Origin of the sequence: Actinoplanes auranticolor, assembly GCF_018332655.1 — a bacterium.
In the GTDB taxonomy this organism is placed as follows: domain Bacteria; phylum Actinomycetota; class Actinomycetes; order Mycobacteriales; family Micromonosporaceae; genus Actinoplanes; species Actinoplanes auranticolor.
Window position 1 is genome coordinate 23,324 of sequence record NZ_BOQL01000070.1, and the last position, 15,951, is coordinate 39,274.

General features: G+C 72.3%; 15 protein-coding genes. 7 read left to right on the forward strand and 8 right to left on the reverse strand.

Going from position 1 to position 15,951, the window contains the following annotated elements; translation table 11 throughout:
- Positions 1–3: 3 nt before the first annotated feature.
- Complete coding sequence (locus Aau02nite_RS38815) at positions 4–828, reverse strand: alpha/beta fold hydrolase (protein WP_212993643.1); 825 nt, start codon at positions 826–828, stop codon at positions 4–6.
- Between the two features lie 91 nt (positions 829–919).
- Positions 920–1,669 carry a DUF2470 domain-containing protein gene (locus Aau02nite_RS38820; protein ID WP_212993644.1) on the reverse strand — a complete coding sequence of 250 codons (750 nt, stop codon included), beginning with the start codon at positions 1,667–1,669 and terminating at the stop codon, positions 920–922.
- Between the two features lie 120 nt (positions 1,670–1,789).
- Here Aau02nite_RS38820 and rpsD point away from each other — a divergent pair, with 120 nt between their 5' ends.
- The gene (gene rpsD / locus Aau02nite_RS38825; RefSeq protein ID WP_212993645.1) at positions 1,790–2,398 is read left to right on the forward strand and encodes a 30S ribosomal protein S4; all 609 of its coding nucleotides are present in this window, start codon (positions 1,790–1,792) and stop codon (positions 2,396–2,398) included.
- A gap of 1 nt (position 2,399) precedes the next feature.
- Here rpsD and Aau02nite_RS38830 read toward each other — a convergent pair whose 3' ends face one another.
- Positions 2,400–4,187: an ABC transporter ATP-binding protein gene (locus Aau02nite_RS38830; RefSeq protein WP_212993646.1), complete on the reverse strand. Its 1,788-nt coding sequence runs from the start codon at positions 4,185–4,187 to the stop codon at positions 2,400–2,402.
- A complete protein-coding gene (locus Aau02nite_RS38835; protein WP_212993659.1) occupies positions 4,184–5,959 on the reverse strand; it encodes an ABC transporter ATP-binding protein in 1,776 nt (591 codons plus the stop codon). The genes Aau02nite_RS38830 and Aau02nite_RS38835 overlap by 4 nt, the downstream gene beginning before the upstream one ends.
- A gap of 210 nt (positions 5,960–6,169) precedes the next feature.
- On the opposite strand from Aau02nite_RS38835, the gene Aau02nite_RS38840 reads away from it, so the two are divergent.
- Complete coding sequence (locus Aau02nite_RS38840) at positions 6,170–6,799, forward strand: TIGR03085 family metal-binding protein (RefSeq protein WP_212993647.1); 630 nt, start codon at positions 6,170–6,172, stop codon at positions 6,797–6,799.
- Position 6,800: 1 nt separating this feature from the next.
- Here Aau02nite_RS38840 and Aau02nite_RS38845 read toward each other — a convergent pair whose 3' ends face one another.
- Together Aau02nite_RS38845 and Aau02nite_RS38850 are read right to left on the reverse strand one after the other, a co-directional pair.
- A complete protein-coding gene (locus Aau02nite_RS38845) occupies positions 6,801–7,796 on the reverse strand; it encodes an aldo/keto reductase (RefSeq protein WP_212993648.1) in 996 nt (331 codons plus the stop codon).
- A 20-nt stretch (positions 7,797–7,816) separates the two neighbouring features.
- Complete coding sequence (locus Aau02nite_RS38850; protein WP_212993649.1) at positions 7,817–8,299, reverse strand: hypothetical protein; 483 nt, start codon at positions 8,297–8,299, stop codon at positions 7,817–7,819.
- A gap of 101 nt (positions 8,300–8,400) precedes the next feature.
- Here Aau02nite_RS38850 and Aau02nite_RS38855 point away from each other — a divergent pair, with 101 nt between their 5' ends.
- From Aau02nite_RS38855 to Aau02nite_RS38865, 3 genes are read left to right on the forward strand one after another with little or no spacing between them, the layout of a single operon-like run.
- On the forward strand, positions 8,401–9,084 hold the full coding sequence (locus Aau02nite_RS38855) for a response regulator transcription factor (RefSeq protein ID WP_212993650.1): 684 nt from the start codon (positions 8,401–8,403) through the stop codon (positions 9,082–9,084).
- Positions 9,081–10,355: a sensor histidine kinase gene (locus Aau02nite_RS38860; protein WP_212993651.1), complete on the forward strand. Its 1,275-nt coding sequence runs from the start codon at positions 9,081–9,083 to the stop codon at positions 10,353–10,355. The genes Aau02nite_RS38855 and Aau02nite_RS38860 overlap by 4 nt, the downstream gene beginning before the upstream one ends.
- Before the next feature lie 21 nt (positions 10,356–10,376).
- Complete coding sequence (locus tag Aau02nite_RS38865) at positions 10,377–11,108, forward strand: class I SAM-dependent methyltransferase (protein WP_212993652.1); 732 nt, start codon at positions 10,377–10,379, stop codon at positions 11,106–11,108.
- Positions 11,109–11,115: 7 nt separating this feature from the next.
- Here the strand turns inward: Aau02nite_RS38865 and Aau02nite_RS38870 are convergent, their stop codons facing one another.
- Entirely contained in the window at positions 11,116–11,793 is a 678-nt protein-coding gene (locus Aau02nite_RS38870; protein ID WP_212993653.1) for a calcium-binding protein, read from the reverse strand.
- A gap of 161 nt (positions 11,794–11,954) precedes the next feature.
- Between Aau02nite_RS38870 and Aau02nite_RS38875 the strand changes: the two genes are divergently transcribed.
- Positions 11,955–12,461: a PepSY domain-containing protein gene (locus Aau02nite_RS38875; protein ID WP_212993654.1), complete on the forward strand. Its 507-nt coding sequence runs from the start codon at positions 11,955–11,957 to the stop codon at positions 12,459–12,461.
- Positions 12,462–12,528: 67 nt separating this feature from the next.
- Here Aau02nite_RS38875 and Aau02nite_RS38880 read toward each other — a convergent pair whose 3' ends face one another.
- Positions 12,529–13,740, reverse strand: a complete 1,212-nt coding sequence (locus Aau02nite_RS38880) for a S8 family peptidase (protein WP_212993655.1) — start codon at positions 13,738–13,740, stop codon at positions 12,529–12,531.
- Between the two features lie 267 nt (positions 13,741–14,007).
- On the opposite strand from Aau02nite_RS38880, the gene Aau02nite_RS38885 reads away from it, so the two are divergent.
- Entirely contained in the window at positions 14,008–15,831 is a 1,824-nt protein-coding gene (locus tag Aau02nite_RS38885) for an AMP-dependent synthetase/ligase (RefSeq protein WP_212993656.1), read from the forward strand.
- Positions 15,832–15,951: the final 120 nt, after the last annotated feature.

The following is a 15,951-nucleotide window of genomic DNA, read 5'->3' on the forward strand; positions in this document are numbered from 1 at the left end:
GGATCAGGACCGCAGGAAGTCCAGCAGGTCGGCGTTGATCGTCTCGGCCTGCGTGGTCGGCATCCCGTGCGGGAAGCCGGGATAGGTCTTCAACGTGCCGTTCTGCAACAGCTCCGCGGACAGCGGCGCCGAGTCGGCGTACGGCACGATCTGGTCGTCGTCGCCGTGCATCACCAGGACCGGCACCGTGATCTTCTTGAGGTCCTCGGTGAAGTCGGTCTGCGAGAAGGCGACGATGCCGTCGTAGTGGGCCTTGGCGCCGCCCATCATCCCCTGCCGCCACCAGTTCTGGATGATCGCCTCGGAGGGCTCCACGCCGGGCCGGTTGAAGCCGTAGAAGGGACCGGACGGCAGGGCCCGGTAGAAGTCGGACCGGCCGGCGGCCAGCTGGGCCTGGAGATCGTCGAAGACGCTCTTGGGCAGGCCGCCGGGGTTCGCCTCGGTCTGCACCATCAGCGGCGGGACCGCGCTGATCAGCACCGCCTTGGCCACCCGGTCCTCGCCGTGGCGGGCGAGGTAGTGCACGACCTCGCCGCCGCCGGTGGAGTGCCCGACGTGCACGGCGTCGTGCAGATCGAGGTGAGCGGTCAGGGCGGCCAGGTCGTCGGCGTAGTGGTCCATGTCGTGGCCGTCGCCGGTCTGCGTGGAACGGCCGTGCCCGCGCCGGTCGTGGGCGATGACCCGGTAGCCGTGCTGGACGAAGAACAGCAGCTGGGCGTCCCAGTCGTCGGCCGACAGCGGCCAGCCGTGGCTGAAGACGATCGGCTGGCCCGAGCCCCAGTCCTTGTAGAAGATCTCCGTACCGTCGGTTGTGGTGATCGTGCCCATGCTGCCTCCATCGGTCCGGGCGGCGGTTGCGCCGACGACCATCCTGGTCGTTCCGGTCTGCCGCCGGGACCACTTACGGGTGAACATCCGATCAGCGGATCGTTTCGGCCTCGCTGTCCCGGGTGCAGCGGTGGCAGAGCACCGGGTGCAGCAGGTGGGCCAGGTCGTGGCGGTCGGTGACCGGGCGCGGGAAGGCCAGCCGGGCGAGCCGGTCGCCGAGGCGGACCATGAAGCCGTACCGGTCCAGGCGGACGACCCTGGGCTCGTCGCCGGGCAGTGCGGCCGGGCCGAGCTGCCGGCGGACGTAGCCGGCCATCTCGTCGACGTGGTGGTCGGCCAGGTCGGCGATCAGGTCGAACTCGATGGTGCGCAGCGGGTCCGGCGCGGCCAGCGCGTAGTCGTCGGGGTCGACGTCGACCAGCACGCCGTTGCGTTCGTAGCGCACCTCGGCGACCTCCATCCGGTGCAGGACCTGGGAGTCGCCCACGTCGAGCAGATCGGGGGCCGGGTCGGAGTCGGCGTACTCCAGGGCTGCCTCGCGGGCCTGCTCGCCGGTGAGGGCGACGGCCCAGCCGGCCACCCAGACCCGGCCCAGCGACGGGGCGCCGGCGACCGGCGGCACGTCGCTGATGTCGAGCACGAGCGCGGTGTCGTCGTTGCCCTCGCTCGGGCGCAGCGCCGTGGTGAGCGCGCCGTTGCGCGGGGCCAGCAGCAGCACTCGGCCCTGGCTGTCGGTCACGTGCCGCACCGGGTACGGACCCTGCCGGCAGGCGATGTGCGCGACGGCGGGCAGGTGACCGGCGGCCAGGGTACGGGCGACCTCGGCGGGCGTGGGCTGCATGTCAGGTACCTCCGAGCACCGGTTAGGATTGCCTTAGTAAGGTGAGCCTAACCGTACAACACCGCTGAACCACAGCACCCCCTCGACCACAGCACCATCTCGACCGAAGTGAGATCGCCCGTGAACAACTCCCGTCCCAAGGCCCGGCTCTCGCGGGCACTCGGCATTCCGCTGACCCGCAAATGCGTGAAGTACTTCGAGAAGCGCCCGTTCCCGCCCGGCGTGCACGGCCGGGGGCGGCGCAAGGCGTCGGACTACCAGGTCCGGCTGCTCGAGAAGCAGCGTCTGCGGCACCAGTACAACATCAGCGAGGCGCAGATGCGCCGGGCCTACGAGGACGCGCACCGCAAGGAAGGCAAGACCGGCGAGAACATGGTCGCCCTGCTGGAGAGCCGCCTGGACGCCACAGTGCAGCGCGCCGGCCTGGCCCGCACCATCTACCAGGCCCGTCAGCTCGTCGCGCACGGCCACTTCCTGGTGGACGGCAAGAAGGTCGACCGGCCGTCGTACCGGCTCAAGCCCGGACAGGTCGTCGAGGTCCGCGAGACCAGCCGGCAGAAGCCGCCGTTCCAGATCGCGGCCACCGGAGCGCACCTGGACGGCCCGACCGCGCCGTACCTGTCCACGGTCGTCGAGGAGTTGCGCACCACGGTGATCCGCAAGCCGCTGCGCGCCGAGGTCCCGGTGGTCTGCGACGAACAGCTGGTCGTCGAGTTCTACGCGCGCTGAGTCACCGGGTCTGCTCCAGCCACGAGGCGAAGAGCTTGGCGTAGATCGAGTCCTCGTCACGGATCAGGGTGGTGTGCGGGCCGCGTTGCACGACGCGGCCCGCGTCCACCACGATCACCTCGTCGGCGGACTGGGCGGTGGAAAGACGATGGGCGATCGCCACCGTGGTGCGGCCCCGGGTGACGGTGTCGAGGGCGCGCTGCAGCCGTACCTCGGTGGCCGGGTCGACCGCACTGGTCGCCTCGTCGAGCACCAGCAGGTCCGGGTCGGCCACGTAGGCGCGTACCAGAGCCACCAGCTGCCGCTCCCCCACGCTGAGCGCCTCGCCGCGCTCGCCCACCGGGGTCTGCAGGCCGAGCGGCAGCCCGGCCAGCCAGTCCGCCAGGCCGAGCTCGGTGAAGGCCCGCTCGAGGTCCCCGTCGGTCAGCTCGGGCGCGGCGAAGCGGATGTTCTCCGCCACCGTCGCGTCGAACAGGAAGCCGTCCTGCGGCACCATCACCACCCGCGAGCGCAGGGACGTGAAGCGCACCGAGGTCAGCGGCGTGCCGGAGAGCAGCACCTGCCCGCCGGCCGGGTCCATCAGCCGGGTGAGCAGCTTGGCGAAGGTGGTCTTGCCGCTGCCGGTCTCGCCGACCACCGCGACCCGGGTCTTCGGCGCGATCTCCAGATCCACATCAGCGAGCACGACGGGACCACCGGGATAGCGGTACGACACGTCGGCGAAGCGCACCGACAGCGGGCCGGGCGGCAGCTCCACACCCTCGGCGTCCGGGTCGGCCACGTCCGGCTCGATGTCGAGCACGTCGAGCACCCGGCGCCAGCCGGCCACGGCGTTCTGCGCCTCGTTGAGCACCTCGGTGGCGATCTGCACCGGCTGGATGAACAGGGTGACCAGGAACAGGAACGCGGTCAGCTTGCCCACGCTCAGGCCGCCGTCGACGCCGAGCAGCAGACCCACGACCACCACGGCGGCCAGCGCCACCCCGGCCGCGAGCTCCCCGGTGGAGAAGCTGATCACGCTGGTCCGCAGCGCCTTCTGCTGCGCCACCCGCAGATTGTCGATCGAGGTGTCCAGCCGCTGGCCGGTGCGCCCGGCCACCCCGTACGCGCGGATGACGGTCGCGCCGACCACGCTCTCGGCGACCGCGCCGAGCATGGTGCCGGTGCGCTCGCGGACGATCCGGTAGACGCCGGCGAGCCGCTTCTGGAACAGCCGGATGATGATCACGGCCGGCAGGAACGCTGCGAACACCACCAGGGTGAGCTGCCACGAGTAGACGAACATGACGATGGTGGTGACCACCAGCTGCCCCGAGGTGAGCAGCAGCATCACGCCGCCGGTCTGCAGGAACTGGGTGATCTGGTCGACGTCGCCGGTCACCCGGGAGACCAGCGAGCCACGCCGCTCGGACTGCTGGTGCAGCATCGACAGGTCGTGGATGTGCCGGAACGTGCGGGAGCGCAACGCGCCCAGCGCGGTCTCGCTGACCGTGAACAGCCGCCGGGTCATCGCATAGCCGCAGGCTGTGGAGACCACCAGGACGGCCAGGGTCAGGCCGACGATCAGCGCGACGACGCCCAGGTCGGGCCCGCCGGGTGCGCGGATGCCGCGGTCGATGCCCTGCTGGATCGCGATCGGCACGGCGACCCGGCCGGCCATCGAGACCAGCGCGAGCGCGAGCGTGCCGATCAGGCCGGGACGCAGCTCGGGTGAGAGCGCGACGCCGCGGCGGAACGTGGCGAGCGCGCCCTCTTCGGCTGCGGGCTTCTCCAGGACGGCAGTACTCACGCGATGACCTTGCTGTCCTCTTCGCGAGCGGCCTCGGCCTGCTCGTACGCGGTGACCAGGTTGAGATAGCCGGGCTCGGTGGCCATCAGCTCGGTATGCGTGCCGGTGGCCACCACCCGGCCGTCCTCGAGATAGACGACCAGGTCGGCCAGCGCGATCGTGGCCCGCCGGTAGGCCACCACCAGGATCGACGCGCCGGAGTCGTCCCCGCGCAGCGACGCCAGGATGGCCGCCTCCACCCGCGGGTCCACCGCGCTGGTGGCGTCGTCGAGCACCAGCAGCCGAGGCCGCCCGGCCAGTGCACGGGCCAGGGTCAGACGCTGGCGCTGGCCACCCGAGAGCGACGTGCCGCGCTCGCCGACCGCGGTGTCCAGACCCTCGGGCAGATGGGCGACGAAGCCCTCGGCCTGGGCGTGGCGTAGCGCCGACCAGGCCACCTCGTCGTCGAGCCCCTCGCGGTCCAGCGTCACGTTGCCGCGCACGGTGTCGTCGAAGACGAACGGCACCTGCGGCACGAGCGCCGCCGCCGAGGCCAGGGCCGGCACGCTCAGCTCGGGCAGCGGCGTGCCGTCGATGCAGACCGTGCCCTTGTCCGGGTCGACCAGCCGGACGGCGAGCGAGGCGATGGTCGACTTGCCGGAGCCGGTCGCGCCGACCAGGGCGACGGTCCGGCCGGCCGGCACGGTGAAGGAGACGTCGTGCAGCACCTCGGTGCCGTCGCCGTACGAGAAGCGCACGTGGTCGAAGGTGATCTCCGCCGGGCCGGTGCGGGCCGGGGCGGCCGAGCCGTACGCCAGGTCGCCGTCGGCGCCGAGCACCGCCTGGACCCGCTCCCAGCCGGCGACGCTGCGCGGCAGCTCGGCGACCACCCAGCCGATCGCCCGGACCGGGAAGGCCAGCACGGTGAACAGGAAGGAGACGCTGACCAGCTCGGCCACGCTGACCGCGCCGGACTGCAGCCGCCACGCGCCGAGCAGCAGCACGGCCAGCGTGCCGACGCTGGGCAGGCTGTCCATCACCGGGTCGAACGCGCCGCGCAGCCGGCCGACCGAGATCAGCGCGTCGCGCAGCTCGCTCACGTGCACGGCGAAGCGCCGCGACTCGTCGGCCTCGCGGCCCATCGTCTTGACCACCAGCGCGCCGTCGAAGCTCTCGTGGGCGACCGCGCTGACCTTGCCGCGCAGCTGCTGGGCCCGGATCTGCCGCGGCGACATCCGGCGCGAGTAGACCAGGTTGAGGCCGAACAACGCCGGGAAGAGACAGACGCCGACCATGGCCAGGACCCAGTCGGTGAGGAACAGCGAGACCAGCGCGGCGGCGATCATCACGATCGTGCCGACCGCGAACGGCAGCGGCGCGATCGGCACGAAGGCCGCCTCGACGTCGGAGTTGGCGTTCGACAGCAGCGTGCCGGTGGCGTGCCGCTGATGCCAGGCGGGCGGCAGGGCCAGATAGCGCCGGGTCACCGCGCGGCGGTAGCGGGCCTGCAGCCGGAACTGCATGTAGCCCGCGCCGAGCCGGCGGCCGAAGATGCTGGCCACCCGCAGCAGGGCGATGCCGATGAAGGCGGCGGCGATCAGGACGAGCTCGCCGGTGCCGGCCCGGTGCTCGGCGAACGCGGGCACGACGACGTTGCCGATGACCGCGCCCACCACGAACGCGTTCGCGATGACGAGCAGGCCGAACAGGCTGCTGCCGATGGTGCCGATGATGAAGAGACGGGGCTCGGTCCGGATCGCCCGGCCGAGCACGCGCAGGCCTCGGCCCAGCACGTCGCGACTGGCCCTCGTGGTCAACTCGCCCTCATGGTCAACTGGCCTCGCCCTGAGGTAAGTCCGAGCCGGCTGTTCCGGCCTTACCGGTCCATCCTGCCGAACCGCCCGCGAAACGCCACAGGTTTACATTGTGTCAACAAGCACACCATCGCGCAGCCCGGCCCGCGCCACCGCGCGGCGGACCTGCCGCCCGCCTACCATCGGGGTATGACCGACTACGCGCGCGCCGAGCGCCGGCAGCTCGCCGACCTGCTGCACCAGGTGGGCCCGGACCTGGCCACAGTGTGCGCCGGCTGGACCACCCGGGACCTCGCCGCGCACCTGGTGGTCCGCGAGCGGCGGCCGGACGCGATGATCGGCATGCTGATCCCGCCGCTGGCCGGGCACGGCGAGCACGTACGGCTGGCCAAGGCCGCCCAGCCGTACCCGGAGATCATCCAGGAGGTGCGCACACCGCCCTGGTGGAGCCCGGTCAGCAACCCTCTGGTCGACTCGCTGAGCAACACCGTCGAGTTCTTCATCCACCACGAGGACGTCCGGCGCGCCACGCCCGGCTTCACCCGGCGGAGCCTGGAGCACGGCGAGCAGCAGGCGATCTGGAACGCCACCAAGCTGACCGCCCGGCTGGCCCTGCGCAAGGTCGGCTTCCCGGTGCTGGTCGAGGCGCCGGGCTTCGGGACGCTACGGATCGGCAACGGCGAGCCCCGGGCCACCGTCACCGGTGAGCCGGGTGAGCTGGCGCTGTTCGTCTCCGGCCGGCAGCGGGTGGCCGAGGTGCAGGTCACCGGCGAGCCCGAGGCGGTCGCCAAGCTGACGACGGCCGCGATCGGCCTCTGAACTACTCCCGGGTCGCGGAGACCCAGTTCGGGTCGCTGTGGTCGGAGCGCGGCCCGACCACCGCCCCGGCCAGCTCGTCGAGCAGCTCCAGTTGCGCCGGCTCCAGCCGCACCTCGAGGCTCGCGACGTTCTCGTCGACCCGGGCGGCGCGGCGGGTGCCCGGGATCGGCACGACCGGCAGTCCCAGCTGCCCGCCCCGGATCCGCAGCCAGGCCAGCGCCACCTGGGCCGGGGTCGCGCCGACCTCGGCGGCCACCCCGCGCACCCCCTCGACGACCGCCTGGTTGCGGTCGAACGCGGAGCCGGAGAAGCGGGACAGCCCGGCCCGCCAGTCCCCCGCGACCGCGGCCCGGTCGAGGGTGCCGGTGAGGAAGCCCCGGCCCAGCGGCGAGTACGGCACGAAGCCCACCCCGAGCTCAGCGGCGGCGGGCACCACGGCCCGCTCCACGTCACGGCTCCACAGCGACCACTCGCTCTGCACGGCGGCGATCGGATGCACCGCGGACGCCTGCCGCAGCTCGGTGGCGGTCACCTCGGACAGGCCCAGGTGGCGTACCTTGCCCGCGCGGACCAGCTCGGCCATCGCCGCGACGGTCTCCTCGACCGGCACCCGTACGTCGCGGCGGTGCAGATAGTAGAGGTCGATGACGTCGGTGCCGAGCCGGGCCAGGCTCGCGTCGCAGGCCAGCCGCACGTACGCGGCGTCGCCCCGGGTGGCCATGGTGCTCAGGTCACCGTCGGCGGTGGTGATGCCGAACTTCGTGGCCAGCGTGACCTCGTCGCGGCGGTCGGCGAGCAGGCGGGCCAGCAGGCGCTCGTTGCTGCCGCCGCCGTACACGTCGGCGGTGTCGAGGAAGGTCACGCCGACGTCCACGGCGTGGTGCAGGGTGGCGAGCGACTCGTCCTCCTGCGCGGGGCCGTACACCTCGGCGAGGCCCATGGCCCCGTAACCGAGGGCGCTGGCGGTCAGGCCGTCACCCAGCTCGATGGTGTGCATGACGACCACTCCAGCACACCTCAGTCGTCGGCGACCAGGGCCGGGATGCCCGCCCGGCAGACGATCTCGAATTTCACCCGGTCCTTGCCGCCGCCCTGGGCCCGGAACTCGCCCTCGGCGTCGTCGTCCTGCAGGCCGCGGTCCTGCTCGTGCAGCTCGTAGCCCTGCCGCGGCGACATGCTCACCACCTCGGGGCGGGCTCCGGCGCAGCGACCGACGACCGTGCCCGCGCGGGTCGGGAAGGTCAGGGTCGGCGGGCCGGACGACGCCGACGCCGACGCCGAGGGAGTGGCCGGCGGGCGGCTGCCGGACCCCTCCGCGGCCGACGGCGACACGGCGACCTGGCGGGCCAGCTCGTCCGCCACCTCGGCCGCGCTCAGCGGGCGGGTCTCCGGCGTGGTCAGCCCGTTCCCGATGACACTGACCGCCGCGAGACCGACCACCACGGCGAGCACCGCCGCGCCGAACCAGCCGGCGGTCACCAACAGCATTCGACGATTCACCCGTCCGACTATGCCGGGCGCCACCCTAAGCCGGGCCCGCGGGAACGCTAAGGGACGGTTAAGAGCGTCGTCGCGGCCGGGGTGCCGGGTTACCGTGCAGCGTGGCCCACCTCCTGCTGATCGAGGACGACTCGGCGATCCGTACCACCCTGCTGCGCGCCCTGCGCGAGCGCGGCCATGCCGTGGCCGCCTCGCACACCGCGATGGACGGCCTGCGCACCGCCCTGGCCGAGCGTCCCGACCTGGTCGTGCTCGACCTCGGACTGCCCGATCTGGACGGCCGGGAGCTGCTGCGGATGCTGCGCGCGGTCAGCGCGATGCCGGTCATCGTGGCGACCGCCCGCGACGACGAGGAGGAGATCGTCCGGGTGCTCGACGCGGGCGCCGACGACTACATCGTCAAGCCGTTCACCGCGGCCCAGCTCGACGCCCGGGTGCGCGCGGTGCTGCGGCGCGGCGGGGTGGCCGGGGCCGAACCGGTGGCGCTGGCCGTCGGCGGGCTGCGCATCGACGCGGGCGCGCGGACGGCCACCCTGGACGGCGCCGACCTGGACCTGACGCCGCGCGAGTTCGACCTGCTGCACCACCTGGCGACCCGGGCCGGGCAGGTGGTGAGCAAGCGGGAGCTGCTCAGCGAGGTGTGGCAGGTGCCGTACGGCGGCGCGGACAAGACCGTCGACGTGCACCTGTCGTGGCTGCGCCGCAAGCTCGGGGAGACCGCCCAGGAGCCGCGCTACCTGCACACCGTCCGCGGGGTGGGAGTCCGGCTGAGCGGTCCGGCATGAGACGGCGGCTGACCCTGCTGGTCGCGGCCACCACCTGCCTGGTGCTGATCGCCTTCCTGGTGCCGCTGGCGCTGCTGATCCGGCAGGTCACCGAGGACCGGGCGATCAGCCGGGCCAACGACGTGCTGCAGACGATCGTCCCGCAGATCGGCACCAGCGATCCCGCGTCGCTGGCCCTGACCGTGCAGGGGCTGCCCCTGCCGGTCAGCGTGTTCCCGCCGGACGGCCCGGTGCTGGGCCAGGCCGCCGAGCGCACGCCCGCCGTACGGCTGGCCCAGGCCAACGGCCGCTCGTTCACCGTGGACACGGACGCCGGCCGGGAGATCGTGGTGCCGGTGTTCAGCGGCGGTGCGACGTACGTGCTGCGGACCGTCGTCCCGGCCCGGGAGCTCACCGGCGGAGTGGCCCGGTCCTGGCTGGTACTGGCCGGTCTCGGCCTGGCGCTGGTCGTGCTCGGGCTGCTGGTGGCCGACCGGCTGGCCCGCAGCATCGTGGCGCCGATCGCCGACCTGTCCGCGGTCTCGCACCGGCTGGCCCGCGCCGAACTGACCGCCCGGGCCAGCCCGTCCGGGCCGCCCGAGGTCCGTGAGGTCGCCATCGCGCTGAACCATCTCGCCGGACGCATCCAGGACCTGCTGCGCGAGGAACGCGAGCAGGTCGCCGACCTGTCGCACCGGCTGCGCACGCCGCTGACCGCCCTGCGCCTGGAGGCGGAGTCGCTGCGTGACGAGGAGGAGGCCGCGCGGGTCTCCGCCGCCGCGGACAGCATCGAGCGGGCGGTCACGGCGGTGATCCAGCAGGCCCGCCGGCGCGGCGGCGACCGCGCCGCCGCGGCCGACGCCACCGCGGTGGTGGCGGACCGGGTCGCCTTCTGGACGGTGCTGGCCGAGGACACCGACCGGGAGGTACGCCGGGAGCTCCCGTCAGCACCCCTGCCGGTGGCACTGCCGGCCGACGACCTGGCCGCGGCGCTGGACGCCCTGCTCGGCAACGTCTTCGCGCACACCCCGGACGGCACCGCCCTGGCCGTCTCGCTCGCGGCCCGCCCGGGCGGCGGCGCGGTGCTGACCGTCGACGACTCGGGCCCCGGCTTCCCCGCCGAGGCGCTGCGCCGCGGCTCGTCGGGCAGCGGCTCGACCGGACTGGGGCTGGACATCGCCCGCCGGGCCGCCGAGGCCGGTGGCGGCTCGCTGCACGTGGGGACGGCCCCGGGGGGCGGGGCGCGGGTCCGGCTGGAACTCGCCGCGGGAAAGCGGTTGCCGTCCGATTGATCCTCTGTTGTCCTGACGGGCATGTCGATGTTCGATGACCCCGGCCTGTTCGGGCGCCAGTGGGCCGCCGCGTACGACGCGGCGGACAACCCCGACCCGGCCCCGGCCGTGGACTTCCTGGCCGGGCTGGCCGACGGCGGCCCGGTGCTGGAGCTGGCCATCGGCACCGGCCGGGTGGCCCTGCCGCTGGCGGCCCGTGGCCTGCGCGTCGAGGGCGTGGAGGGCTCGCCCGAGATGGTGGCGAAGCTGCGCGCCAAACCCGGCGGCGCGGACCTGCCGGTGGTCATCGGCGACATGGCCGACGTCGCCGTGCCGGGCCGCTTCCCGCTGGCCTACCTGGTCTTCAACACGCTGTTCAACCTGGTCGACGCCGACCGGCAGGCCGCCTGCTTCCGCAACGTCGCCCGGGTGCTGGCCCCCGGCGGCGCGTTCGTCATCGAGGCCTTCGTGCCGAACCCGGCCGACTTCGAACGCGACGAGCAGCACCCGCAGGTCCGCTCGGTGACCGAGGACGAGGCCTCGCTGCGGCTGCACCGCTACGACCGGGCGGCGCAGACGTTCGTCCGCCAGAGCGTGGCCTTCACCCCGGGCGGCGTACGCCTCCAGCCGTTCGGCCTGCGCTACCTGTGGCCGGAGCAGATCGACCGGCTCGCCACCCGGGCCGGCCTGCACCTGGAGGCCCGCTACGCCGACTGGCACCGGCGCCCGTTCGACGCGACGAGCACCGGCCACGTCTCGGTCTACCGGCTCTGACCCCGGGTCAGCCCGCGATGGTGTCCTTGCCGCCCTCGCCGAGCAGCTGGTCCTGGCCGGCCCCGCCGTGCAGCCAGTCGTCGCCGTCGCCGCCGGAGACCGAGTCGCCGCCGGCGCCGCCGTACAGCCGGTCGCGGCCGTCCTCGCCCAGGATGAAGTCGTCGCCGTCGCCGCCGGACACCATGTCGTTGCCGGCGCCGGCGTACAGGGAGTCGGCGCCGCCCCGGCCGTAGAGCTTGTCGTTGCCCCGGTCGCCCTGCAGCAGGTCGTGGCGCGGACCGCCGGTGATGGAGTCGTTGCCGGTGCCGCCCCAGACGAACAGCTTGAGGTCACTGTTGTTGACCAGGCTGTCGTTGCGGTTGCCCAGGTTCACGGTGATCTTGGAGGGGGTCTTCTTGAGGGTGCAGCGCACCTTGGTCTTGTCACCCTTGACGGCCTTGCAGCCCTTGCCGGCTTTGACCGCCACCTTGTCGTCGACGGTGACCGTACGCCCGGAACGGGTGATCACCACCCGGCTCTGCTTGCCGTCGGCGGCCTGGTACCGCAGCTGGTCGGCCTTGGTCACCCAGACCTTGCCGTTGTACGAACCGGCCTGCGCCGCGGCGGGCAGCACAGCCACCCCCACGACGACGGCACCGGCCACGGCCAGGCCCCGGCGCAGCAGACACCAACGATGCGAAACCACAGTTGCTCCCCGTTCGATCGATCTTCGCCGGGGAGCATAGAGGCTGATGACGATCCACGGTGTCCCGCCGGACTTAACCCGGCCTTAGCGGTCGCACAGCGCGGCCATAGCCCGCCGGGCGCGAACCTGTCGGTGTTCCGTTCACGACACCGGAGGTTTTCATGATCAGGCTTCGTACCGCTTCCGCCCTCGCCGCCGGCGCGGTGGCCGCGCTGGCCCTCGGCGGCACGGCGATGGCGGCGGGCAGCGACGACACGTCGACCACGGCGGTCGTCGCCGCGCCGGCGCCGTCGGCCTCCACCGACTCCCCCGCGCCCTCCGCCTCGACTTCGTCGGCCCCGTCCTCGTCAGGCCCGTCCTCGTCGGCGTCCTCGGCGCCCGCGGCCGCCGATGCCATCACGGTGGACGCGGCCAAGGAGATCGCGGTCAAGGCCGCCGGGGGCGGCCAGGTCACCGAAACCGAGCGCGAGACCGAGCACGGCCGCGCCGTCTGGGACATCGAGGTGCAGGCCGGCCCGGTCGAGCACGACATCGACGTGGACCGCGCCACCGGCGAGGTGCTGCGGCACGAGCGCGAGACCGACGACGACTCCGGCTCCGACGACGACTCGGACGACAGCTCGGATGACTCGGACGACGACTCGGACGACGACGGCTCGGACGACTGACGCCGTACCGCGGAAAAGCGGAGCCCCGGACCTCACGGTCCGGGGCTCCGGTCGGTTGTGCGGGGGTTCAGCTGCCGACGTAGAGCAGGCGGTTCGGCGAGCCGGTGCCCGGGCTGGTCACCACGTTGGTGGTGGCCCGGGTGACCAGGTTGTCGCGCACCTGGGCCGGGGTGAAGGCCGGATTGCCCGCCAGCACCAGGGCCGCGGCGCCGGCCACGTGCGGGGCCGCCATCGACGTGCCGCTGATCGAGTTGGTCGCGGTGTTGCTGCTGTACCAGGCCGAGGTGATGGCCGAGCCCGGCGCGAAGATGTCCAGGCAGGTGCCGTAGTTCGAGTACGACGCCCGGGCGTCGGTGCTCGTGGTGGCGCCGACCGTGATGCCCGCGGCGACCCGCGACGGCGAGGAGTTGCAGGCGTTGGCAGTCGAGTTGCCGGCCGCGAGGGCGTACGAGACACCCGAGTTGATCGAGTTCGCGACCGCGTTGTCCAGCGCGGTGCTGACGCCGCCGCCGAGGCTCATGTTGGCCACGGCCGGCTTGACGGCGTTCTGGGTGACCCAGTTGACACCGGCGATGACCCCCGCGTTGGTGCCGCTGCCGGAGCAGTTGAGCACCCGGATGCCGACCAACTTGACGGCCTTCGCGACGCCGTACCTCGCACCGCCGACGGTGCCCGCGACGTGCGTGCCGTGACCGTTGCAGTCCACGCCGCCGGAACCCACGGCGTCATAGCCCACCCGGGCCCGGCCGCCGAAGTCGGTGTGCGTGTACTTGATCCCGGTGTCGATGATGTACGCCGTCACGTTGCTCGCCGAGGTGTTGTACGTGTACGTCGTGCTCAGCGGCCGGGCGCGCTGGTCGATGCGGTCGATGCCCCAGGTGGCGCCGGTCTGCGTCTCGAGCAGCGAGACCCGCTGGTTCTGCTCCACGTAGGCGACGCTCGGGTCGGCGGCGAGCCGCTTCGCCGCGGCCTCGCTCATGCCGGCCTCGAAACCGTTGAGGGCGGCGCCGAACGTCCGGCGGACCTCAGCGCCGTAGCCGCGGGCCAGGCTCGACGACTTGTCGCCGACGGCCGCGACGCGGTTCGCCTTCGTGGCGACGGCACTGTCCTTGAGAACCACGATGTAGCTGCCGGCCACCGCGTCCGCGGTGCCGGCGAGCCGGATCTGCCCGGTGGCGGGGGCTGCCGTCGCCGGGGTCACCGTCGCGACGGTCGTCGTTGCCACGACGAGCACACTCACGGCCAGGAACCGGCCGCTTCGGGGGCGTCGAATCGCCATGCTCTTCCTCTCTCGCGCCTGCAGACCCGGGTCCTGAGCTTGTGGCCCGCCTGGTCCGTTGAGCTGAGATTAGGGGCACGACGTCGACATACCTCTATATCGAAAGGGCCATACCGCCGTCGGTGGGCGACCTCGGGCATCGACCCGGTTAGGATCACTGTGCAGGTCAGCCCTGAGAACTCTGGTCCTCGCGACGCCCGGGCAATACCCTGCGGTAACACGGCTGTCACACGTATTCCCCCCATAGACGCAAAGAGGCGGCGCCCGATGGCTCTCGAGGTTCCCTACCGGTCGATCCCGGACATGTTCCTGCAGCGTGTGCGGGCGACCCCGAACGGTCGGGCGTTTGCCGTACCGACCGCGAACGACACTGCGATCAGTTGGCTCACCTGGTCCGAGGTCGGTGAGCGGGCCACCGCGATCGCCGCCGGGCTGGCCGGGCTCGGCGTGGGCCTGGAGGACCGGGTCTCGATCCTGTCCGGCACCCGCCTCGAGTGGGTCCTGGTCGACCTCGGCATCAACTGCGCCGGCGCGGCGACCACCACGGTCTACCCCACCACCGAGCCCGAGGACGCGGCCTACATCGTGGCCGACTCCGGTTCCAAGGTGCTGGTGGCGGAGAACCCGCAGCAGGCCCTCAAGCTGGCCGGCGCGGACACCTCGGTCACCCACGTGGTGCTGATCGACGGCCTGGCCGACGCGAACGCCACACCGCCGCAGCTGACCCTGGCCGAGCTCGAGGAGCGCGGCCGGGCCGCGCTGGCCGAGCAGCCCGACCTGGTGGACCGGATCGTCGAGGGCGTCGGCCCCGACAACGTGGCCACCCTGATCTACACCTCCGGCACGACCGGCCGGCCCAAGGGCGTGCAGCTGCTGCACCGCGGCTGGACCTGGGAGGGCGTCGCGCAGGCCGACCTGGGCCTGTTCGAGTCGACCGACCTGCAGTATCTGTGGCTGCCGCTGTCGCACTCGTTCGGCAAGACCCTGCTCTGCGGCATCCTGCACGTGGGCGTGCCGACCTACGTCGACGGGCGGGTCGAGAAGCTCGTCGACATGCTCGCGGTGGTGCAGCCGACGCTGATGTGCGCGGCCCCGCGCATCTTCGAGAAGGTCTACAACAAGACCGTGACGACCGCGCTCGGCGCCGGCGGGGCCAAGGCCAAGATCTTCGGCTGGGCGGTCGGCGTGGGCAAGCAGAAGGTCGCTCTCGAGCAGGCCGGCAAGCCGGTCGGCGGGGTGCTCAAGGCCAAGTACGCGGTGGCCGAGAAGCTGGTCTTCAGCAAGCTGCAGCAGCGCCTCGGCGGCCGGCTGCGGGTGCTGGTCTCCGGCTCGGCACCGCTGAGCCACGACATCGCGGAGTTCTTCGCGGCGGCGAACCTGCCCATCATGGAGGGCTACGGCCTGACCGAGTCGAGCGCGGCCAACTTCGTCAACCGGCTGGGCAAGCTCAAGATCGGTACGGTCGGCCAGCCGCTGGGCGACCTGGAATGCCGCATCGACAGCGACGGCGAGATCCTGCTGCGCGGTGCCCCGGTGATGCGCGGCTACCACAACCTGCCCAAGGAGACCGAGGAGTCGTTCACCGAGGACGGCTTCTTCCGCACCGGCGACATCGGTGAGCTGGACAGCGAGGGCTATCTCAAGATCACCGACCGAAAGAAGGACCTGGTCAAGACCTCCGGCGGCAAGTACATCGCGCCGTCGGCGATCGAGGGCATGTTCAAGGCGGTCTGCCCGTACACGTCCCAGGCGGTCGTGGTGGGCCAGGCCCGCAACTACGTGACGATGCTGATCTCGCTGGACGAGGAAGCGATCGCGGGCTGGGCGGCAGGCGGCCCGCTGGCCGGCAAGAGCTACCGCGAGATCGTGACGGCGGCCGAGACCGAGACGCTGATCGCGGGCTACATCGAGCAGCTCAACGGCAAGCTCAACCGGTGGGAGACCATCAAGAAGTTCGCCATCCTGCCCCGCGACCTGAGCATCGAGCAGGGCGAGATCACCCCGTCGATGAAGATCAAGCGGCGCAGCGTGGAAGCCAACTTCGCCGACCAGATCGACAAGATGTACGCCGGGTCGCTCGTGCAGATGTAACCCACGTTCAAAGGCTTCCTTGCCACGGTTCGTGCGGATACGGGCCGTCGCTCCCGCGGGGACCGGGCGAGGGCGGCCAATCGCCTGGCGGCTCATGAACCAATGCCACTCAGCTTAGGT

Excerpts from the sequence above, each read along its gene's own strand:
- Aau02nite_RS38815 (WP_212993643.1), bottom strand. The coding sequence starts at position 828 with ATGGGCACGATCACCACAACCGACGGTACGGAGATCTTCTACAAGGAC.
- Aau02nite_RS38820 (WP_212993644.1), bottom strand. The coding sequence starts at position 1,669 with ATGCAGCCCACGCCCGCCGAGGTCGCCCGTACCCTGGCCGCCGGTCAC.
- Aau02nite_RS38840 (WP_212993647.1), top strand. The coding sequence starts at position 6,170 with ATGACCGACTACGCGCGCGCCGAGCGCCGGCAGCTCGCCGACCTGCTG.
- Aau02nite_RS38845 (WP_212993648.1), bottom strand. The coding sequence starts at position 7,796 with ATGCACACCATCGAGCTGGGTGACGGCCTGACCGCCAGCGCCCTCGGT.
- Aau02nite_RS38860 (WP_212993651.1), top strand. The coding sequence starts at position 9,081 with ATGAGACGGCGGCTGACCCTGCTGGTCGCGGCCACCACCTGCCTGGTG.
- Aau02nite_RS38865 (WP_212993652.1), top strand. The coding sequence starts at position 10,377 with ATGTCGATGTTCGATGACCCCGGCCTGTTCGGGCGCCAGTGGGCCGCC.
- Aau02nite_RS38875 (WP_212993654.1), top strand. The coding sequence starts at position 11,955 with ATGATCAGGCTTCGTACCGCTTCCGCCCTCGCCGCCGGCGCGGTGGCC.
- Aau02nite_RS38880 (WP_212993655.1), bottom strand. The coding sequence starts at position 13,740 with ATGGCGATTCGACGCCCCCGAAGCGGCCGGTTCCTGGCCGTGAGTGTG.
- Aau02nite_RS38885 (WP_212993656.1), top strand. The coding sequence starts at position 14,008 with ATGGCTCTCGAGGTTCCCTACCGGTCGATCCCGGACATGTTCCTGCAG.